Origin of the sequence: Aeromonas sp. S8(2024) (assembly GCF_041403085.1) — a bacterium.
GTDB classification, from domain to species: domain Bacteria; phylum Pseudomonadota; class Gammaproteobacteria; order Enterobacterales; family Aeromonadaceae; genus Aeromonas; species Aeromonas dhakensis.
In genome coordinates this window covers 53082-74228 of record NZ_JBGLRF010000001.1, presented here as the reverse complement: position 1 = coordinate 74228, position 21147 = coordinate 53082, and the positions used below count along the sequence as shown (strand labels likewise).

Annotated in this window: 14 protein-coding genes, 3 tRNA genes and 2 pseudogenes; 11 read left to right on the top strand and 8 right to left on the bottom strand. The window is 43.0% G+C overall.

Annotation, left to right across the window (positions count from 1 at the left end; all coding sequences use genetic code 11):
- Window positions 1–12 precede the first annotated feature (12 nt).
- Window positions 13–330 (bottom strand): ATP-dependent Clp protease adapter ClpS, encoded by a 318-nt coding sequence (gene clpS / locus ACB031_RS00330; RefSeq protein WP_005300028.1) that lies wholly within the window; start codon window positions 328–330, stop codon window positions 13–15.
- Between the two features lie 229 nt (window positions 331–559).
- Between clpS and cspD the strand changes: the two genes are divergently transcribed.
- A complete protein-coding gene (cspD, locus tag ACB031_RS00325) occupies window positions 560–778 on the top strand; it encodes a cold shock-like protein CspD (protein ID WP_005300025.1) in 219 nt (72 codons plus the stop codon).
- Between the two features lie 110 nt (window positions 779–888).
- On the opposite strand, the gene folD is transcribed toward cspD, so the two are convergent.
- Window positions 889–1752 (bottom strand): bifunctional methylenetetrahydrofolate dehydrogenase/methenyltetrahydrofolate cyclohydrolase FolD, encoded by an 864-nt coding sequence (gene folD, locus ACB031_RS00320; RefSeq protein WP_005300012.1) that lies wholly within the window; start codon window positions 1750–1752, stop codon window positions 889–891.
- Window positions 1753–1955: 203 nt separating this feature from the next.
- On the opposite strand from folD, the gene ACB031_RS00315 reads away from it, so the two are divergent.
- The 6 genes from ACB031_RS00315 to ACB031_RS00290 all read left to right on the top strand — a co-directional run bounded on the left by ACB031_RS00315 (window position 1956) and on the right by ACB031_RS00290 (window position 7833).
- A tRNA-Pro gene (locus ACB031_RS00315) sits at window positions 1956–2032 on the top strand.
- A gap of 44 nt (window positions 2033–2076) precedes the next feature.
- Window positions 2077–2167, top strand: a tRNA-Arg gene (locus tag ACB031_RS00310).
- 11 nt (window positions 2168–2178) lie between these two features.
- Window positions 2179–2255 (top strand) — tRNA-Arg (locus ACB031_RS00305).
- Window positions 2256–2400: 145 nt separating this feature from the next.
- Window positions 2401–3810, top strand: coding sequence for a site-specific integrase (locus ACB031_RS00300; RefSeq protein ID WP_323061582.1), 1410 nt, complete (start codon window positions 2401–2403; stop codon window positions 3808–3810).
- An 11-nt stretch (window positions 3811–3821) separates the two neighbouring features.
- A complete protein-coding gene (locus ACB031_RS00295) occupies window positions 3822–7178 on the top strand; it encodes a hypothetical protein (protein ID WP_371138794.1) in 3357 nt (1118 codons plus the stop codon).
- A complete protein-coding gene (locus ACB031_RS00290; RefSeq protein WP_252410880.1) occupies window positions 7171–7833 on the top strand; it encodes a hypothetical protein in 663 nt (220 codons plus the stop codon). The genes ACB031_RS00295 and ACB031_RS00290 overlap by 8 nt, the downstream gene beginning before the upstream one ends.
- A gap of 109 nt (window positions 7834–7942) precedes the next feature.
- Here the strand turns inward: ACB031_RS00290 and ACB031_RS00285 are convergent, their stop codons facing one another.
- Window positions 7943–8650, bottom strand: a complete 708-nt coding sequence (locus ACB031_RS00285) for a hypothetical protein (protein WP_252410881.1) — start codon at window positions 8648–8650, stop codon at window positions 7943–7945.
- Window positions 8651–8683: 33 nt separating this feature from the next.
- Window positions 8684–11545 carry a UvrD-helicase domain-containing protein gene (locus ACB031_RS00280; protein ID WP_252410882.1) on the bottom strand — a complete coding sequence of 954 codons (2862 nt, stop codon included), beginning with the start codon at window positions 11543–11545 and terminating at the stop codon, window positions 8684–8686.
- 268 nt (window positions 11546–11813) lie between these two features.
- Here ACB031_RS00280 and ACB031_RS00275 point away from each other — a divergent pair, with 268 nt between their 5' ends.
- Window positions 11814–12731, top strand: a complete 918-nt coding sequence (locus ACB031_RS00275; protein ID WP_252410883.1) for an IS5 family transposase — start codon at window positions 11814–11816, stop codon at window positions 12729–12731.
- A gap of 333 nt (window positions 12732–13064) precedes the next feature.
- Window positions 13065–14495: a hypothetical protein gene (locus ACB031_RS00270; protein ID WP_252410884.1), complete on the top strand. Its 1431-nt coding sequence runs from the start codon at window positions 13065–13067 to the stop codon at window positions 14493–14495.
- Between the two features lie 430 nt (window positions 14496–14925).
- Here the strand turns inward: ACB031_RS00270 and ACB031_RS00265 are convergent.
- Window positions 14926–15066: pseudogene (locus ACB031_RS00265) on the bottom strand (IS481 family transposase); the annotation flags it as partial.
- Window positions 15067–15529: 463 nt separating this feature from the next.
- Here ACB031_RS00265 and ACB031_RS00260 point away from each other — a divergent pair.
- Both ACB031_RS00260 and ACB031_RS00255 read left to right on the top strand, forming a co-directional pair.
- Entirely contained in the window at window positions 15530–16390 is an 861-nt protein-coding gene (locus ACB031_RS00260) for a TIGR02285 family protein (protein WP_252410886.1), read from the top strand.
- Between the two features lie 107 nt (window positions 16391–16497).
- Window positions 16498–17478, top strand: a pseudogene (locus tag ACB031_RS00255) (IS5 family transposase).
- 335 nt (window positions 17479–17813) lie between these two features.
- Here ACB031_RS00255 and ACB031_RS00250 read toward each other — a convergent pair.
- The 3 genes from ACB031_RS00250 to ACB031_RS00240 form a co-directional block, all read right to left on the bottom strand.
- On the bottom strand, window positions 17814–18770 hold the full coding sequence (locus tag ACB031_RS00250; protein WP_224968209.1) for a sensor domain-containing diguanylate cyclase: 957 nt from the start codon (window positions 18768–18770) through the stop codon (window positions 17814–17816).
- Between the two features lie 253 nt (window positions 18771–19023).
- Window positions 19024–19776 (bottom strand): transporter substrate-binding domain-containing protein, encoded by a 753-nt coding sequence (locus ACB031_RS00245; RefSeq protein ID WP_158513270.1) that lies wholly within the window; start codon window positions 19774–19776, stop codon window positions 19024–19026.
- Between the two features lie 360 nt (window positions 19777–20136).
- Entirely contained in the window at window positions 20137–21093 is a 957-nt protein-coding gene (locus ACB031_RS00240) for a sensor domain-containing diguanylate cyclase (protein ID WP_065476124.1), read from the bottom strand.
- Window positions 21094–21147: the final 54 nt, after the last annotated feature.

Genomic DNA, 21147 nt, shown 5'->3' with positions numbered 1-21147 from the left:
AAGTCATCAGATTCAAGCCTTTTCCATGGTACAGAGCAGTGGATGTTCGTTGTTACGTGCATAGGTGTTGACCTGGACCACTTTGGTTTCGGCAATCTCAGCGGTGAATGTGCCACAGACTCCCTTACCACTATAATGCACGCTCAGCATCACCTGAGTGGCCTTGTCCAAATCCATACCAAAGAACTTTTGCAGCACCTCCACCACGAACTCCATCGGTGTGTAGTCGTCGTTGTTCAGAACGACCTTGTACATGGGTGGCGGTTGCAGCTTGGTTTTCTCTGCCTCTGCAATCTCTTCATTAGCAAAGAGTTCTTTCTGCTTGCTCATAGTCGCGCTTTGGTACCTCTAGATTACTACCGCCTAACACAAGATTGGTCAATAGACTTGTTAACCAGATCACATCAGTTGTTAACAACTCCTTGACTCGCTCAAAAGTTAGACTAGATTGGTTACTTGCTAATCGGCGCCCGTCTGCTATGGGCTATGTTACTAGTTATAAAGGGCTGGCGCAGGTTACTCAACGACTTCAAGGTAATCAATAAAAGGATGTAGATGTATGGCAACCGGAACAGTCAAGTGGTTTAACAACGCAAAAGGATTTGGGTTTATCTGTCCGGAAGGAGGTGGCGAGGATATTTTCGCCCACTACTCCACGATACAAATGGAAGGCTACAAGACGTTGAAAGCAGGTCAAGCAGTCAACTTCGAGCTGCAGCAGGGGCCGAAAGGCAATCATGCCTCTGTCATTGTGCCAAACGAAGCACAGAACATGTAAGAGTCGAACTGGATAAATAAAAAAACCGGCAACCTTGCGGCTTGCCGGTTTTTTTATTGCTGCGAGCCAGAGGAGAAGTGCATTCTCCTGGCGGGTCAGTCAGGCAAAGATCATTTTGCGTTGTCGTGATAGTCCTGACAGGCGCTCAGGGTGTTTTCCATCAGGCTGGCTACCGTCATGGGGCCTACTCCACCCGGTACGGGCGTGATGAAGGATGCGTGGTTGCGGGCAGTCTCAAACTCCACGTCACCGACCAAAGAGCCATCCGCCAACCGATTGATACCCACGTCGATCACCAGTGCCCCCGGCTTGACCCACTCACCCGGGATGAAATTGGGTTTGCCAACGGCGACCACCAGCAGGTCGGCACGGCGAACCTGCTCTTCCAGATCCTGAGTGAAACGGTGGCAGGTAGTGGTAGTGCAACCGGCCAACAGCAGCTCCAGCGTCATCGGCCGGCCAACGATGTTGGACGCACCGACCACCACCGCATGCAAGCCGTGTGTCTTGACCCCGGTCGTTTCAATCAAGGTCATGATGCCCTTGGGCGTGCAGGGACGCAGTGCCGGAATACGCTGTGCCAGCCGACCCACGTTGTAGGGGTGGAAACCATCCACATCCTTGTCAGGACGAATACGCTCCAATACCTGAGTCGTATCGCAGTGAGCCGGCAAGGGGAGCTGCACCAGAATACCGTCAACGTCTGCGTCTTCATTCAGTTTATCGATCAGTGCCAGCAACTCTTCCTGGCTTGCCGTCGCATCCAGATCGTAAGAGCGGGAGATAAAGCCCACCTCTTCACAGGCACGCCGCTTGCTGCCGACATAGACCTGAGAGGCAGGATCTACCCCGACCAGGATCACCGCCAGACCCGGCGCCCGTTTTCCTTGTGCCAACCGCTGTTGGACTTGCGCTGCGACCTGATTGCGAATCGTTTGCGCAACCTGTTTTCCATCAATGATTTTGGCAGACATCGTTCTTCACTCACCATGTGTTCAACTGCCGCGCATTGTCGCATTTTTTTGCCACGGGTGTTAGCGGCTCTCGCATGGAGGGCAATAAGTAGGCATTTGAATTCATTGGTGGAAAAATTCGTTGACGCTGGCTTTCCCGCTTGGGTATGATGCCGGCCCGTTGCCCAGTACAGCCGCTGTCGCTATGCTGGAGACGAGATTTTCGGTGATTAGCGCAGCCCGGTAGCGCATCTGGTTTGGGACCAGAGGGTCAAAGGTTCGAATCCTTTATCACCGACCAGGTTTTTCGACATGCCGCCAGGCTTGTCGAGGCAATGCGCCCTTAGCTCAGTCGGATAGAGCAACGGCCTTCTAAGCCGTGGGTCGCAGGTTCTTATAAGGTACAGATTTGTAGTGCATACGTAGAGTCACTGCAAAAGAGATTCTGAGGGTATAGCTCAATCGGATAGAGCAACGGCCTTCTAAGCCGTAGGTTTCGGGTTCGAGCCCCGATATCCTCTCCATTTTCCATACTTTTCAGTAAGTTAGAAGAAAGCCGCTACATTTTAATGTCGCGGCTTTTTTTTATTCTCAAGAAATAGTTGCGCACTCGTATGCACTAATATAGTGTGATTTATGTACAGGGATTCAGTGCATATGGAGACGAGCTTGGATAGGATTGCGTTTCATCTCTCAACTGGTCAAAAATCGTTCGCCTTCTACAGCGATGGAAAGCCTATTGAAGCGTTGAATTGTTATGTCAACGATCTAGCTAGAAGTGCCCCCAAGAGCACAACCGTCAACGTTGCATCAGACTTAAAAACCTTTTTTGTGTACCTAGAGGCTTTAAGTGACCTAAGCAAAATCTCCAGTCTGGAGAGCACGTACACCGGAACGTCACTACTCACTCAAATCATCAAGCAGTTTCCGCTTTACCTGGCTCGCGGCACAGAAAACAACAAAGACTCACTGGCCTACTTTGCTGCCGCTACAACAAAGAGGCGTCCTACTCAAAACAACACAAACGAAAGGATTATCTCTTCAGTTCGTGGCTTTCTCCGCGCATCAGCAACACAACACATAGAAATGCAAGCCGTGGCAGATATGGGGCTGATCAATATTAATTTGGCTCCAGAAGCAATGTTTAAAGACGCATTGCTTAGCAAAGCAGTCTCTCCGTATGAAAGAAAACAGCTATTTAAAAAATCCATGTTTGCTGGGGTAATATGCAATGGCCCTCGTTTAGCTGAAGGCAGCCTTCTGAAGTACAAGAAAGTATTTCATTATGCAGCAAAAGGAAGTGGTAGAGAAAAGTGGCTTCCTCCTGAGGATACCCTCCCCTTGCTCAATGCAGCTAAAACCCTTCGTGATCGCTGTTTGTGGTCACTGATGCTTGGTACTGGTCTTAGAAGTATTGAAGCCTTTGCTCTCTTGCTAAGAGACATCAACGTAGAAGAAAAAAAGATTAGTTGTGTCAATCCAATAACACGCCCCTTAGAATATGGTAATACATTTGAGAGGATTTCAGGAGAGGCACTTTCATCAGCAGCATACAAGGGACGTGATACCGAAGAAACGTTTTTCATTGAACCTTTTCGTACGATATTTTTTGAGACTCTTCCACGTTATCTTCGTGAGGAACGAGCCCCCCTGCACTGTGGGCATCAGCTATTATTCGTTGTACTTAAAAAACCCTATGAAGGGCGCCCTTTGGTTCTTTCAGACCATAATACTAGGTTATATCCCTTCAGAGCTGCTCTTGAGAGAGTTTACAAAGTACGAGGGACTCCAATGCCAAAAAATTTCGGTCTTCATTCAACACGGCATTTTTTTGGCATGTACAGTCTCAATTATCTTCCTATCCAGTTAGAAAATGGAAATATTAAACATGGGCTGAATGAGCACACTGTCCAAAGATTAATGGGACATTCATCTATCGAATCAACTCTAGTTTATGCTGTGCCGGACATAGAGAAGGTCAGGACTCAAGCTGAGGATGCAATGAGATTACTCACATCCAACATTGTAAATTCCACGGATATGAAAATGCTAGCCGAGTCCTTTGGCGCTAATTTTTAGGTGTGTTAATTATGTTAGATGATAAGAATCTCAGAGACATTGGGCAGTCAATCTCAGAAGACCTTCATGCCTTCTCATATCTTAAGGGTGTAGCACGTAACTACGACCCCAGAAAATGGTTCGCCTATCAATTAAGCTTGGTTCCAATTGAGTGGAATGAATCACTTGTTACAAAAATCCTTGAAACAATCTCGGATGCAAGAGCGTGGCAGGATAATTTTGATAGTATCTTTCCATCCATAATGCATTTGGCTGTTGATAGTAAAGCCAAGGGAACTGTTCGCTTCATTTTTTTTGCTCTGCTGGCTAATGCTGCGCAGTCCGGATGCAAACTTCCTGCTGAAATCCGTTGGGGAGACGCAAAGATTCATAATGAGCTATTAGGCAATGGGACATGGCTTCACTATTTCCCTAGAATTGCTATAGACTTAATTGCTGAATCACAACGCCCAGATAAAAAATCAGAACTGAGACCATTTATTAAAAACGAAGTTCTAAAAGGGACAAATTTCAATCATAAAACGTTGACAGCAAATGTCAGCTTTATTGCCCGTTATATACTCTGCAATGGTATTACCTCATATAAACAGATGACACCGGAGTCGTTTTCTCAGTTTATGATTGAGAGCGCTATTGCCATGCCATCAAGCGCAATAGCATGGCGCCAGGTCTGCTATGCATTAGAAGTTGGCAGAGTTCTTCCACATGAGTGGTGTAATGATGTTGAGTTACTTTTTACAAGACGACCTGTAGAATCTCGAATAGCCAAGCTGAATGACCAGAATCTTTTCTCCACTAGGGATGCCCAACACAAAAATGTTGAATACAAAGAGGTATGTCGCAGTGAGGAAATAAAGTTATTAGGCGAGGTCTGCCATAACTCGACCGTCCAACGTGTACTAATCCCTATTGTAAACAAAGGCATTGTTGAATTCGGAGATATTACTATAAATAAAAGCACCACTGAATATGCTCCAAACAACATCATGGATGGTCTATGGAAGCGAGCTCAGCTAGCATTCTGTAATGTCGCTCATATTGAGAAAAACACATCAAAAGATCGAGCAAGAGCACTACAATATCTGAATTCGTATTTATATTCTTATTTGCCAAAGTTTTTTGAAAAAAATGAAAACTGTTTATTTGAATATCCTGACACCCCGAGTAAATTTATAGGTTCTGTGTTTTTCCTCGTGGATCCCGTTATAGACTATCAATATCAAAAAACCGCTGAAGCCAGCGGAAAAGATGTTATATATCCTGTTTCACTTTTCGATTTCATTGACGCTTTAGTACAAAATAATAGCAGGGATGATGATACGGATTTTAATGAACGAAATACGATAAGAGAAGCTATTGCAACATTAAGGCGTTTTTTTCAAACAATAATTGACGAATATCATGAAATCGATGGATATAAACTAAAGTCTAATCCTATCCGTTCATTTCGAAACGTAGGATATAAAGCTAGAAGCAAAAGCAGCAAAGATATATTCCATTTGGGATATTGGGTTATATTTCGTGTTTTTTTGAAAGAGCTAGCAAAAACGCTTTTGATTATTTCCGCTAAGAGAGCACGCAAACTTCTAGAAAATGATGAGTCAGAATATGTTGATATTTTGAAGCTAGAATTAAATAAAATCCATCAAATTCCATGTTTTGAACATTTACAGAACACTATAGACAGTGACTCAAACTCTATATTCATACCAGCTACTATTGCGCTAGGTGGTATGGAGTTTGATATTGGAACCATTGAATACCCAAGCAATAGTAAAGGCATAACGAAAAAAATTAAAATGGGTAAATCGCTTACTATGGTTCCGTTAGCTAATTATCACCATGTTATGATCCTGGTTATAGCTGCTTATGCAGGCCAACGAGCCTCTAACGCTGCATATTTATGTGCTGATACATTTGATTCTGACTATACACCTCTCATCAACGGAGTGATCAGTGAAAGACTAGTTCCACTCCGTATTCGAACCGATAAGGTCAAACCAACAGGCCTTGATAGTATGATATCAGAAGAAGTTATGGTCATGTTGCGTTTTGCTAGAACGCTTCGACAGCTTTACTCAGAGGAGGCATATACACAGCCGATCCCATATCAGGATAATGAGCAGTCCAAGAACGGAAAATTCCGTCCTCTGCTACAGTCAACATCAAAAAATTCAGATTATCATTTTTCTATATCTCCCTATATTAAAATGTTTGAGGATTGGCTAACAAAAACTGGAATACCATTTGTCAGCAAACTCAGTTACGCACCAATAAATGCAACGATTAGAAGCCTAGATCACGCCAAAAAACATGGTTCAATAATCAATACACCTTCTTATTTAATAAAATATAGTAATGAGTCAGAACCACATCCGTTTACACCAATCGTCCAGAAAACCGCAATAACTATACATAGTCTGCGAACACAACTTGTAACCGTAATTCATGCCGCGACTGGAGATAGTGAGGCGGTAAGGATGTTTACAGGGCAGAGTGATGGCACCATTAATTTTTATACCAAACTTGACATTGAAACAGATAAGGTTCTGGCTCCAATTCGAGAAAAATACAGAATAGCATCTGTAACTGAGTCAGTTGTTCGTGAAGAAGATCTCATTAATGCGGTTACTCGACTCGATGGTAATGCATCACCATTTTTTGCAGGCTCTGAGGTGGGGCTGAATGCACTCAAAGAGTCCGGTGGCCGTGGTTTGGCTCTCAACTACACTCACATTTGTCCGCATGACAACCAGTGCCCAGAAGAAGTAATTAACACACATGGTAGAATGAACTGTCATGAATGTTCACGAGCATGTATTAGCGAGCATCACAAAGTGGCAATTTCGGCTGTAATAAGACGCAATCTAGATGAGATAAATGATGCTTCTGCAATGCTAAAGAATTCAACTAATCAAGCAGAACAAGATACGCTAAGAATACAGTTAACAAATAGTTTATATAAAGCATCGTGTTGGTTTGTTAGATTACGGCATATAGAGGACAATCCAGGCTCATTCATGATATTAGGAGCTAAAAATATCGAACAATTTAGGATAATCCCCAATGACGATATATCCAATAAACTATTTGCACGACTACAGGAGACCAATGGAGCACCCTCAATGCAGAGTAATTATTTACAACGCATGGCCTCCATGATCGCAGGTAAAATTCAGGTAATGGCTATGCGAGAGACGTTACCTAGTTTTGATAATATGCAGAATTATGACCCTGTGAGGTTTGTAGTACAAAACCTGACCTTATTGGCTGAGTTAAAAAATACGACGCCAGAAAAGCTCCTAGATTTGTGTATGGAACAGAAAACCTTAGATATAAACCTGCTAGAGGAACTCAAAATTGTTTGAGCGAATGAAATATAGTCCAATGCTAATAGAGAAAGAGCGAAAGGTTCAGACTCGAAAAGATCGCATTGAGAAAATATTGAGAAGCCTCGATTGCGATCTCTACCCCACCCTAACTGCCCTCACTGAGGCAATAGCTAGAAGATATAACGAGATTTACTCAACTCAGGATATCTCATCAGAGATCCACCCTAGAAGAGATTTATTAAGTGGCTCCACATTAAGACGAAAAAACAGTCCTTACCGAACGCTAGTCGCATCATTTTATAAAACGGAGGAGCGAATAAAAATCCAACTACGCTCTAAGGAGGCACAACTCGCCGAGGAAAACTTAATCTTACGCAGCGAGTTAGCAGCAATGCGCAGTGAATCCCAAAATCTAAAAGCTGCTCTAGAAAATGCTCATCAAGAAATAGAGCGACAACGATTAAATAGCATAACCTCACGCACGGCATCGGGAGTTACACCAAAATATTCTGATGCTGAGATCATGGCTTATAAAGCCATTCTGTTATTGTTTGAAGCAGGCCGCTCATCCTCCGGTTTCGAGATAAAAAATGATTCAATCACCCAAATTTCTCTCCGTGGAGATATCACTGTAGTGGATGAATCAAGATGTCCTTTGTTTTTTAGCTGGTATAGAGAAAAATCAAGATGAAGCCATATATTTAATACAGCTCCCATGTAATAAAAATATCACTTTATTCATAAGCAAGGTGATTTAATTACCAAGTTAAAATAAATCACCTCCATCATCAACTAAGTGGTTACCACTTTCTAAATAGGTCATCAAAATGGCTATCTATTCTAGCCTTGTTCATTAACTCTTTTTTCTCCTGCTCGTTCAAACTAACCAAGTTATGAGAAAACTCATTGAAAAATAGTACAGGCTTAAATAAATATTGTGTTGGCTCAAGAAATTCTTGATTCACTCGCATCGAGAGATATTCAAGTTTATCAATGAACCTATTGTAAACCCAGCCACTCCTATGGCCTTTATTCCTGGCAGCCTCTGCAAGAACCTCTATCTCTCGCGTCAAGAATGAGTTAACCAGCTCTGCCTGGGCAGGAACATTTGCACACAAGGTTTTAAATGAATCGACCCACCACCGCTTAAATGGTAAAGAGGAAAATGCACAACTACCGCCAAGCCAATGTGATCGATAGCCAATATCTAATCTACGAGTCGCCTGGTTTGAAGACAAAGGGAAAAATTTTTCAATACTATCAGGTCGTGAACTGAGCCTGAAGCCAGCTGTCCCCTCTGCCTCGTATACCTCACCAGTGTTGTAGCTGCCGATATGGTGGTATAGAACCGTACCAAAGGGGGCGCTGCGTTGGTCTTCCACTAACTGGTATAAAGCAAAAGACCTACAATTTCCCAGATCCCACCCAATTTTTAAATCTTCACACAGGCTAGTATTGGTAGAAAACGTGCTATTAAATTCATTTATGATTTCGGAATACGTATCCATATGTTCCTCTACCTTAACTCACGAAATTAGCTATCATAAGCCTGCCTTGACCTTGATGGTAATCTTGCACTGGTCATCCTTAATCCCATAACCAGTACATCCCCAAAAGTCACCATACTGACCATTACGGATTTTCATTGGTCGTCCGCACTCAGGGCATATTTTAATTTTGCAACCACAAAGAGAATTATTGCAAACACTCTCATTCCTTGTATCAATTGATGGTGAGTGGCATTTTTCACACACTCTAGCCTTTCCTACAGGACAGCCAAAACCTGTGCTACAAGCATAGAAATCACTATACGGCCCCTTGACCAACCTTAGATAGCCATCTGTACAGTATGGGCACTTGAACCTTTTTTTTGATTCCTCACTGAATGCTTTTGAAACAACATTTATCTTGTATTTTGGCGAAAGTAACTCCGTCACAAAATCGGATGGTGCTGTAGGATTGGCAATAATGTAGACTTTCTTCCTTGCTCGGGTAATGCCTACATACAGGAGACGCCTTTCCTCAGAATGAGGATATGGGTCTAGAGATGGCAGCAGGGATTCAACTATAAGGTTGTCTTTATTTTCATTAGGGAATCCCATCTTTCCTTGAAAGAAGCCGATTAAAATTACATAGTCTGCCTCTAACCCCTTAGATTTATGAAAGCTCCAGAAGTTAACATTGCGCAAACTATTAGTCTGTTTTAATGCACTCTTAGCCTCATTTAAAAGATAGTTATAACGAGCAATAACTGCAATGCTTCCAGTCGCATCATTCTCTCTAATCTTTTGAACAACCTCAGCGACTCTTTTATTCAAACCTCCTTTTTCTGGGGATTTGTCATCAAGCAGATAAATCTGTGAATCTTCAACCACAGTATGCGTTTCTATATACTTTTTATACTGTTCAGGATTTTCCATAATGAACTGACCAGCAGTATCGGCAATGCTATTGTTATAGCGGAAGGTCTTTTGTAGTTTAGTAAGCGTGTAGCTACCAACGATTTCACCAAAGCGAGTTGTTAGCTCTAACTTTCCACCATTAAATCGATAAATTGACTGCCAATCATCACCAACGACAGTTAGTGATGGCTGTGGCCCATTATTAATGATGGTCTGAATGAACTCCATTCGAGCTGTTGATATATCCTGGAACTCATCAACCAGTATGTATCGCCATTCAGGAATATATTTTCCAGCATTCACCTCCTGAATCGCTCTGATTATCATGTCATCAAAGTCAATTGCATTCTGTTCTCTGAGCTCACTGATATATGCATGATGAAGCAAATCCAAAATTTCTGAGAGCTTCTTGGAATGATGCACACCAGTAGCATCGAACCTACTCTGTATGGACTCTTTCGTGAGGCGTTCAACTCGAATTGATTGGAGGGCTTTTGTCAAAAGTTCACCCCAGCCTGTGATATGACCCATATCACGCAGCTTGCTGAACAATTCATCAGGAGATAATGGATTAAGAATGACACCATTATCTAACAGCTTTTTCTTGAGGTTTTCCAGTAAAACACCCTCTATCCATTCATAATGGAATGTCTCAATTAAAACAGTTTCACATTCATTATGAAGCATTCTTTTATTATTAATAGACTGATTATAAGAAACACGATCTATATCTGGCCTGGTTCTTCCATGACGGTCTATACCAAAATGCTCAATATAAAGTTCAGGTTCTATGATTTTAAAGTCTGGGCGATAGTCAAAACCAATATCAATACGCCGTTTGGTCACATATGGAGACTCATACTTATACTCAACACCATTCTCATAGAGGAAATTTGCTATAAGGAGTTCCTGATAGCCCTTAACGAGATCACTATTGAGGGTTCTAAATTCGTTGTCCCTGATATACGCTTCATATTCTGATTTTGACTTAAAATCAAAAGGGTTAACGGGTTCTGGGAACATGTTTATAAAGTCATGAATTCTATCGATATCTGATGATAAATATTCTTCAAGCCATGAGGTGACCCATAGTTTTAGCTTTACGTCATCCTCAGTAAAAATAGATATGTTGGTATCAACGTTTGAATTACGTAGAATCATCCTGCCTAACGCATGGAAAGTAGCAATCTCTGGTGTCGATTCTAGCTCAATATTAGACTTCTTAGCTTTATCTTCGAGGCGTTCACTTAGTTCGCCCGCAGCAGTCTTATTATATGCAAGAACCAAGATCTCCGATGGCTTCGCTAATCCTCGGTCTATCAAATCGAGGGTCTTAGCAACCATGACGGATGTTTTTCCAGTACCAGCTGCTGCAAGTACCATATTCCTATCATTTGAACGTAATACGCCTAAACGCTGTTCATTAGTTAATGGATTTGATTCTACTACATCAAAGAACTCTTTTCTTTTTATAAGTTGATACTCTTCGTGCTGCTCGCGTATGTAGTCAATATTAAGAGGATGGTATGATATTAGGTTTTTTACCTTCTCTATTAGTTCAGGATTTAAATATCTTTCCCATTGTTCGCTCTGGGCCTCATAGTCGCGGCTCAATGACATACATATCTGAGCAAGATTGATCACCCAAGAATCTCTTGGGTACTCGTCAAAAGCAAGACTATTAAACTCAGTAACTTTCTGCTCTATTGTTGTTGTAATGTGTTTTGCTATTAAAGTATTTAGCGACTCAACGAAGCTATTTGAATCAGCGCATCTAATAAATTTGTGTTTCTTAGTCTTACTTCCAATTTTGTAGGTAAGTATTCCGCCTAGGAGTTTTCGTTCAAAAGTTGCAAAACTCCTGAAATCGGATGCAGAGTCATTTTCTAAAATAGTATCTTTTTTTGAGGATACTAAATTATCTCCCTGCACAACAATAGTATCTGAGCCAAGGATTTTCCCAATGAAGTTAAATGAGAGCTTGGCTATGGAATCATTCATTAACAACTCTCTAATTAATGCGTCATGCGACTTATTTACTTGCCCACAAGTTGTGGTGCCAAATGAGTGATATCGTAACAGATTACAGGCGTTGTTTGGTCACAAACCTATGAGTAGAGAAAACTAGATGAGAGGGCGATCACACCGAGCTGAATCTAAGTTGTGGTTTGGGCCTGTGAAGGCGTTGTTGCCCAAATCGATACAGCTTGAATGGAACTAACTGAGGACTTGGTGATCTGATCACCACCATCCTCTTCAAGTCTGCATTATGGGCACGTCGCTTCACCCCATCACCAACTGGCCTAAATACAACAAGTCTTTGATTAATCGTGGTTCACTCACCTTCTGGGTTGATGCCGAGGCCATGAGCAACTGGTTTCACCACGACCATCATGGACGGCGGGGCCGTAGCCAGCTCTACACCGACCAAACCATCGCCACCTTCCTGATGCTCAAGGGGATTTTCAACCTCACTTTGCGAGCAACCCAGGGACTACTCGACTCCCTGTTCGAATTGATGAATGTGCCGTTGTGCGCACCGGACTATAGCTGTGTCAGCAAGCGAGCACGCACGGTGACAGTGGCCTATCGACAGCCCCCAAAGGGATGCATTACCGACTTGGTTATCGACTCAACCGGGCTGAAGGTGTTTGGTGAAGGCGAGTGGAAAGTCAGAAAACACGGCGCTGAGAAGCGGCGAGTCTGGCGCAAGTTGCACCTGGCGGTAGACTCGGTAACCCACGATATCGTGGCGGCGGAGGTGTCATTGGAAAATGTCCATGATGCCGAGGGGTTGCCGACCTTGCTCAATCCACTGCGGCGCAAGCTGGGACGAGTTTATGCAGATGGCGCCTATGACAGCAAAGCCAGCCATCAGCTTATCTCGCGCAAAGGGGCGACAGCTTGTATCCCACCTCGCAAGAGCGCGGGGTTATGGAAAAAAGGACATCCAAGAAATGACGCTGTGCTGGTGATACGCAAGGAAGGGCTGGCGCACTGGAAGAAGATATCGGGGTATCACCGTCGCTCACTGGCAGAGACGGCGATGTATCGGTTCAAGCAGTTGCTGACGGGGAAAATCAGTCTGCGTAACTACAATGGCCAGGTGGGAGAAGTCATGGCGTATGTCAGTGCCATAAACAAACTGAATACCCTGGGCCTACCTGTCAGAAAGCCTCGAGTGTAGCGGTCACCCAGAGCTGGGGAAATCATGGCTTGCTGGCTTATTTGGGAAACAACGCCGCCTGTGAAGCCAACTGGCTGCACACCAGGCTAAACCTCTTACTTCTCACCACTCGAAGTAAAGCTCTATCTGCTCACAGCAAGTGATGAAGATTGCAACTGATGCTGACTATCGCAGTTACCTCTCACGCACCTACGAAGGCCAAGACCAAGCGTATAGCTCAGCGAACCCTGTTGCTCGGCTTACGCAAAAAAATAGATGTGGTATTTATGATGTATATACAACATTTATTATTTCCACCATGATATGTGCATCGTCACTTAGGAGCTCATTCATATGGGAAGAACATCGTTTGTCATCAATCCTGAAAGACTGAGAGGTCTGCGCGTTGAGTCAGGTCTGACCCAACAAATGTTGATGAGTAAGGCTTACAAGATTTTGGGGCGCTCTCCAGAGGCCGCTCCAAAAACCCTCATTGGTCATTACCAGCGAGTAGAAAAGAACGGACATACCAGCAAGGCTTTGGCTGATGCTCTAGCTCAAGCGCTTGAAACAACTGTAGAGGTATTACAAGGAAAAGACACTCCCGAGTCCTATCACTATATAGATAAATTAGTCAAGCAACTAAAGGCACAGCTGGAACTTGGCAATAACCAAGCACTTAATAATGAGTTTTCTGAGTGGCAAAGCAAATATAATAGTCAATGTCCTGATATGAACGAAAATATCTATGGTTTTGCAAGAGATCTTGGCATCCAAATAGAACTGGCTCAATTGATTGGACAACCTGACGAGTTAATAAAACTTCGAGATATTACAGGTTGGAGTAGCGAGCAAATTCTAAATCCTGCCAATGTACATGGTCACTGGTTTATCCGTAAGACTGTAATGGATTCAATAAGTACAAGTTTGGAATATGGCCTTACTGAGATTATGTGGGAGGTACGAGATGTCATCAAGAAGGTGGGCCATTTCTATACAGATGATATGCATGTCAACATTAAGCATGCATATCCCTGGATACATGTAGATCTTATCCACCCCAGAATGAGTGACTTCCATAAAACCACCTTCATTTTCTCAAGGACATTACCGAAGCCTGATGGACTAAAATGGGCCTCACCCAGTGAGGCTGATAAATGGATGTTGTCTGAGCTAGACCGAATAGCATTTGATGAAGCTAATTTTGTCACCTTAAATGATGGTTTTCTTTATCCATCAGACATAACAAATTTAAGACTGAAAATCATTGAGATAACTGATCATGCTAAGAGCAGGATTGCATATTCCGAGGGTTGGTTAACTGACCAAGAAGATTCGGTGTTTGACAGTTTTTTAGCTAGTGGTAGAGCTCACTACTGGATTGTTAATAAGCTTACTGGTGGTCTAGCAGAGGGGTTGCGTGCTCATCTCATTCATCTCCCAGAGGTCTCATGGAAAGTCGATGCTAATAATGGAAGAATTACTTTAACCTGTGACGCGTGGAAGTTATCTGCGGAAAAACGTGCAAAACTTGGCTTTTACAATTTAAGTTACACTATTTCGTTAGTTGAACTAATGCCTGATGGCAGCTATCGATCTGCACCGTGGTCTAAAAAAGGCATTGAGGATGCCGCTAATAATATAACAAGACAATTACAGTGGACATGGGCATCAGAAGATTTTGTTTCTGATGATGAGCAAATAAAACTTCACTTTAAGGAAATAACCAAACCTGGAGAAACAGCTGTAGATTTAACTAACGCATCCTCATTGGGGGAGTCATGAAATATTCAGCTTCTAAAGAAGTAAATGATATTGTGCGGGAATATATCAGACGAAACTGGATATATAAACGAGGTAAAAAACATGGTCTGTTGTATCCTCCAAACTGTGGTTTATTTATCGTAGTGCCTGGCTCCCCTAGTGATAGCCTTGCAGGGTTCATTTTTAGTCAAGAGATAAGGAGACTAGAAAGGCGTGTACAGATCTAGTTATGACCTGACACCGGCCTCAAACCGGTGTCTTGCTTACGCTACGTTTGTGCGCCCTTCCTTTGGTATCAATTCCAGAGCCTATTCAACATGCTGTAGGGACGCGTCCTCCATCAACCTGACTCGATGGTCAGCCAGCTCCTACGCGTCCCCTAAAGCGCCATCAGTTGGCCTGGTGAGGGAGTAATCGAGGACTCCCTTTGCAACCAAGCAATCTGTCTGGATTGGGCTCCATAGGTCTGATAATTGCGGTAGATTTCGTAGAACTGCTGGCGGCTGTAGCCGATGAGTTTGCGTGCTTGGCTGACGCAATTGAGTTCCTTGGCGAGCTCTAGTAGACGCGCCACTTTCTTGTCGGTGGTCATACGGTGACCCCAGATAACACACTAGGAGAACCATTTGGCATCCAGCTTGAATCCGTATGACCACAATCTTTAGTGAGCAGATGTCAGGTGATAATCATCTCCATACAGATTGTGTAGGTGTGGTTCTCACCTGAAAACCATTTTTTATCTAACCATTGACTGACAGCACTTGATCTCAAGAGCACGCCACATAGCGTACAAGCTCTATGGGCTCTATGGGCTCTATGGGCTCTATGGGACAGCAACAATCAAGCCTCATGCTGCCGTGTATGGCGACAAGCGGGAGAGTTCGGCGTATCAACGTTCAGCACCATCCTTGACGATACAGAAAACCAGAAATTTCTACGTTAGTAGGTTTACGAAAGCGCATACGTATGCCAATATTTTCTTGTGAAGATGTTAGTGTTGCTGACTAATCGCCGCACTATGGTTTATATCAGTATAATAGAGAGGTGAAATTGCCATGAAAAGGATTCTTCTAATACTCATCTCTTTTATTATATCTGTCGATGTAACTGCAAAAGAGACAATCCATTGGGTTCAATATGATATCCCTCCATTTTATATTAAGGATGGTAGCTATTCAGGTAGAGGTGTGGTTGATGTTACTGACGCTATGATCAGAGCTGAATTGCCCCAGTATAACCATGTGATCATATGGGCTAACATCGCCAGGATCCGGCATATGATGGAGCAAGGACAGAAAGTTGTTTGTGGAAATATGATAAAGACACCTGAAAGAGAGAAGTATCAAACATTTTCTACTTTTCATAAAACACTATCAACTGCACCACATGTAATCATACCATCCAGTGAGCTTAACACTTATAAGCAGTATATAATTGATGGAGACGGTGTTGATTTGCTTCGGTTGATTCAATCGAAGGATAAACTTGGCTATTTCATAGCATCTCGTTCATATGGAAGTAAATTTGACCTCGCAATTAAAGATAAAACAAATAAGAGAGTTAACTACTCTCTCAATGCTCCGATGGGTAATGTCCTGAATATGCTATTAAAAGATATAAATGGTTTTACCGTCGCATACCCAGAGGAAATTATCTATTACACAGAAAGTAAGTTTGGGTATGGCTCATCAACAGTATCTGATTTAAATAAAAAGGCTTATCTAGGGAAGTTCAAAGTTCTTCCGATAGCTGGACAGCCAAAAGAAATATCAACTTATGTTGCTGCACCGAAAACTGAGTGGGGTTATAGAGTTATATCTGATATCAATGAAGCGCTATCAAAGTTAAAATCTAATCCAGCATATATTAACGAGAACTATATGTGGCGTAACTTACCTAACCATGATATGCGTTAGGTATATAGTGATTCTATCCATTGAATACATATACCCTAAGGAAAGTGCGAACAAGTCCTTGATGTGAGATCATCAGCTCTCTCTTGGTATCAGGGACGAATTCCAACGTGAGTCATCAACTGACATTCGCTGACAGCGAGTTCCACGGCAAACGCCGCCAGACCCGCAAAGAAATTTTTCTGTCACGGATGGAGCAATTGCTCCCCTGGCCCAGAATGCTGGCCGTCATTGAGCCCCTCTATCCCAAGGTTGGCAATGGCCGTCGCCCCTACCCGTTGGAGACCATGCTGCGCATTCACTGTTTGCAGCAGTGGTACACCCTCAGCGACGGTGCCATGGAGGATGCTCTCTATGAAATCGCCTCCATGCGCCTGTTTGCCCGACTCTCACTCGACTAACCCATCCCTGACCGCACCACTATCATGAACTTTCGCCACCTGCTGGAGCAGCACCAGCTGGCGCGTCAGCTGTTTGAGACCATTAACCAGTGGCTATCCGAGGCGGGCATCATGATGACCCAAGGTACGCTGGTCGATGCCACCATCATTGAGGCGCCGAGCTCGACCAAAAACAAGCGTGAACAACGTGACCCCGAGATGCACCAGACCAAAAAAGGCAATCAGTGGCACTTCGGCATGAAGGCTCACATCGGGGTCGATGCCAAGAGTGGTCTGACTCACAGCCTGGTCACCACGCCCGCCAATGAGCATGACCTGAACCAGATGGGAAACTTGCTGCATGGCAAGGAGCAGTTGGTGCTGGCCGATGCCGGTTATCAGGGGGCAGAGAAACGGGAGGAGCTGGCCCATGTGAAGGCCGAATGGTACATCGCCGAGCGTCCTGGCAAGGTCAAGGAACTCAAGAAGCACCCCCGTAAAAACAAGGCGACCATCCAGTTCGAACGACTCAAGGCCAGCCTGCGCGCAAAGGTGGAGCATCCGTTCCGGATCATCAAATGCCAATTTGGTTTCGTGAAAGCGCGGTACAAAGGGCTGATGAAAAACGATAACCAACTGGCGATGCTATTTGCCTTGGCAAACCTATTTCGAGTGGATCAGTTGATACGAATGAAGGAGAGATCTGCCTAAAATCCGGGAATGACAGCAGAAATGAGGCGCTGTCTGAGCAATAACGCAAATAATTGATGAGAAATGGTGCGTTTTGAGATTTTTGACATGTTAAAAATCTGCCTGAGCATTATGTCGAGGTAATTACCCCACTTGTTCGCATCTTCCCTAAGAAAACTAAAATTAAAGTCTAGAGTTGCAGTTACTGTATGGGCACATAATCTAACCATTAAGTGATGATAATTTCAAAATTTTCATTAATAATGAGTTATCTGGATGTTTTAATTGTTGAATCTTATTCTAATTCTAGTTAACGACACTCTTTAATTATATTCCCATAGGGTGCATATAATTTATCAAATATGCTTACAACGATACATGGCCTCATCCGCCAAACGGAGTAACATATTTAGGTCTGGTGGTGTAGTTGCATCATACTCCACAACGCCTATAGAACAAGAAAGGGTATATACCTTACCGCTATGTTTATTGAACTCATTGAAGGTTTGAATTACTCGTTGATTGATAGAGTCAACATTGTTCATATTGGTCTCGGGTAGTAAAACCACGTATTCATCACCACCTAATCGAGCACAGATATCAGCATTTCTAAAAATCAAGTTGATCAAGCTGGCGGCTTGGCACAATGCATCATCTCCAACATCATGACCAAATCGATCGTTTATAGATTTGAAATGATTCAAATCTATAAACAATAATGAAAGGCCCCTTTTCGTTCTGTATGCATGTTGCAAGTACCTTTCAGCCAGAAGAATAAAGCCTCTCCTGTTGGTTATCCCCGTCAACTCATCTATTGTCGCCATTTGAACTGCACGTAACTCGCTTTCAACTGTTAATGCCAAGTCAGTAAATAAAGCTCTATCCTTGTCTCCAAAAAACCTAGCCTTACGGTCTATAAGGCACAACGAACCGATATGCAATCCATCAGTTATTACTAATGAATGACCAGCATAGAATCGGATGTATGGCTCCCCTTGAACCATTGGATTATTATAATAAAGAGGATCTTTGGTTGCATCCTCAATAACAAGCATGCGTTCTTTGAGAAATCCATTTTTACAAAAAGAGATATTAGGAAGAGGTTCATGGATGTTTAGGCCATAACAAGGCTTGGCCCACTCGTGTTCATTGTCTTCGAATGAGATCAGGGCAATAGGCACATCAAACATGTTGCGAGCCATTCTTGTTATACGAATGAAACGTTCCTCTGTTGGGGAGTCAAGCACTTGGAGACGGCGCAATGCATCTAAGCGAAGAAAGTGGGGATCACTGGTTTCAGAGAACGGTTGCATCCTTGCGGCCTTTTACGTTGTGTCCGAAGCGATGCTATTATGACACTCATTTGGATATAACTAAATAGAATGCTGGATTACGGATGACAGATTTTTAGCGCGGGTATGCGAAAATACACACATTTGGTTTTCTAATGAGACCATCACTAAGGGGGAGGCAATCGAAACTCATTCGTGTTGTTCTATGAAGGCGAGGATATCGTCGAGCACCCCAGACGCTTGTAAAGCACCGTGGCACGAACTGGATTTTAAATTAATCATAATAGCAAAACTGCTCTTGCAGTTGTTCTACTCTACCCTCGGTTTTCATTTTTTTTAGCATTAAGGCCAAATCTTTCGCTAGCCTTGAGTGTTTTTTATTAAGATACGCATAGCCTGCCAAGGTATCAACAATTCCTGCGGAATATATTTTATTATACTCGGTCGATTCCGCAAGCAATGCTTGCTTGCTCCTATCAAATACCAGAGTCTGCTCCACAAATACATCAACGCGTCCTTTTATCAGTTTTTTCAATCCCTGCTCAGTTGTGTTTACCTCTGTCGGCAGGGGGGAGGTAATAAACTTGGAAAGTGCGTCTTCGGCGCGTTTTGAGCCTCGCCTGAATTCAACTCTTAATCCTTCCTTATCTAGGCTATGCCAAGAATTATATTTTGATTTATTGTCATACACATAAGCTTCAATAGTCACGTTGAAATGTGATTCATTCACTCTGATCAAGTTGGTTGTTTGCTGTTGGTATTCAAATGCCCGATGAATTTCACCATCAACACTGCCATCCTCCGCGAGGATCGGTGCTCTTCCACCAGGAACGCCCTGATATAGAAATTTATATCCCAATCTAGAAAATGCCTCGCTATAAATATTATATAACCAGCACCCATACTTTGAATGATAAGTGTCCTCTGAACTAACTAGAACAATTTTGGTATCAACAGCAATAGCGCATGAAGAAAGTGTCGCAAGGAAAATTAACAATATGTTTCTTATGTTGTATTGTGAAAACATACATACCCCACATTGACACATCCCACTTTTAATATAGCTCACGTTAAAAAATTAGCCATGCTAAATGAAATTAAAATACTGTTGGTGACATTTCTCACGAGATATGGGCTCGCGCCACTTAAATAGTGTTTCTTCCAAAATGGTGTGCTCTGCTGAAAGCTAATGTATAGGAATTCGAGTAGCAAGCCATCAATGCATATTCATAGACAAGTAATTAAAATTATACACAGACACTGAATAAAATAAACAAGATCCCCATGATTAGGGTATCTTGTTTCATACGGTCAATTACTTCTTTACCAGTATAATAATGATTTCTCTAAGAAATGCTCAGATAGTTGTATTTTTGGCGACAGCTATTTATCGTTTCACTTTGCATGAATACATCTCTTCATCTGCGTGCCGCAGTAGTTGATCTAAATTAGGCGGCATACTAGCATCGTAAATCACAATTCCTAAGGAGCATGACAACTGGTATGGCTTACCACTATGACTATTGAAGTCATCTATTGCATGATTCAGCCGCTCTTTAATTCTCTGACAATGTTCACTACCAGTGCCAGGTAAAAGGACAACGAATTCATCCCCACCAAGGCGAGCGAATATATCAGCATCGCGGAATACTCGGCATAACAACTCGGCCATATATCGCAACGCGTCATCGCCAATGTCATGACCAAACTTATCGTTAATTAGTTTGAAGTGATTTAGATCTAAAAAAAGTAAGGCCGCTGGGTGTTTTACACGAAATGCATATTTCAAACTTTTTTCGGCGAGCAGCATGAATCCTCTACGGTTAGTTATCCCCGTCAATTCATCTATGGTTGCTCTCTGAACGGCTTGTAACTCACTCTCAACCATGGATGCCAAATCAGCTAACAGCGCTTGGTCTCGTGGGCTAAAACCCCTGGGTTTAGAGTCTATGATGCACAATGTACCCAGCTTCAAACCGTTCCCAACTTCTAGTGGATGGCCTGCATAGAAGCGAATGTGTGGTTCCCCCGTGACTAAGGGGTTGTCAGAAAATCGTGGATCTTGGGCCGCGTCTTCAACTACAAACAGTTCTTCACCGAGAATTGCATGACCACAAAAAGAAATGTCTCGCGGTGTCTCCAATACCGGCAACCCACAACATGACTTGAACCACTGTCTGTTTTCATCCACCAATGAAACCAATGCGATGGGCACATCAAACATGTTGCGAGCCATCCTGGTAATCCGGTCAAAACGCTCCTCTGCGGGGCTATCAAGTATCGCTAAACGGCGCAATGCGTCTAAGCGAAGCCGTTCGTTATCCGGTACTACAGGGCTTTGCATCAACATCTCCTTGTTGTGTGGGCACTGTACGCTGCCAACATATACTGTGCATCT

What these genes read in the sequence shown, in the direction of transcription:
- clpS (WP_005300028.1), bottom strand. Translation starts at nt 330, where the DNA reads ATGAGCAAGCAGAAAGAACTCTTTGCTAATGAAGAGATTGCAGAGGCA.
- cspD (WP_005300025.1), top strand. Translation starts at nt 560, where the DNA reads ATGGCAACCGGAACAGTCAAGTGGTTTAACAACGCAAAAGGATTTGGG.
- folD (WP_005300012.1), bottom strand. Translation starts at nt 1,752, where the DNA reads ATGTCTGCCAAAATCATTGATGGAAAACAGGTTGCGCAAACGATTCGC.
- ACB031_RS00295 (WP_371138794.1), top strand. Translation starts at nt 3,822, where the DNA reads ATGTTAGATGATAAGAATCTCAGAGACATTGGGCAGTCAATCTCAGAA.
- ACB031_RS00285 (WP_252410881.1), bottom strand. Translation starts at nt 8,650, where the DNA reads ATGGATACGTATTCCGAAATCATAAATGAATTTAATAGCACGTTTTCT.
- ACB031_RS00280 (WP_252410882.1), bottom strand. Translation starts at nt 11,545, where the DNA reads ATGAATGATTCCATAGCCAAGCTCTCATTTAACTTCATTGGGAAAATC.
- ACB031_RS00275 (WP_252410883.1), top strand. Translation starts at nt 11,814, where the DNA reads ATGGGCACGTCGCTTCACCCCATCACCAACTGGCCTAAATACAACAAG.
- ACB031_RS00270 (WP_252410884.1), top strand. Translation starts at nt 13,065, where the DNA reads ATGGGAAGAACATCGTTTGTCATCAATCCTGAAAGACTGAGAGGTCTG.
- ACB031_RS00260 (WP_252410886.1), top strand. Translation starts at nt 15,530, where the DNA reads ATGAAAAGGATTCTTCTAATACTCATCTCTTTTATTATATCTGTCGAT.
- ACB031_RS00250 (WP_224968209.1), bottom strand. Translation starts at nt 18,770, where the DNA reads ATGCAACCGTTCTCTGAAACCAGTGATCCCCACTTTCTTCGCTTAGAT.
- ACB031_RS00245 (WP_158513270.1), bottom strand. Translation starts at nt 19,776, where the DNA reads ATGTTTTCACAATACAACATAAGAAACATATTGTTAATTTTCCTTGCG.
- ACB031_RS00240 (WP_065476124.1), bottom strand. Translation starts at nt 21,093, where the DNA reads ATGCAAAGCCCTGTAGTACCGGATAACGAACGGCTTCGCTTAGACGCA.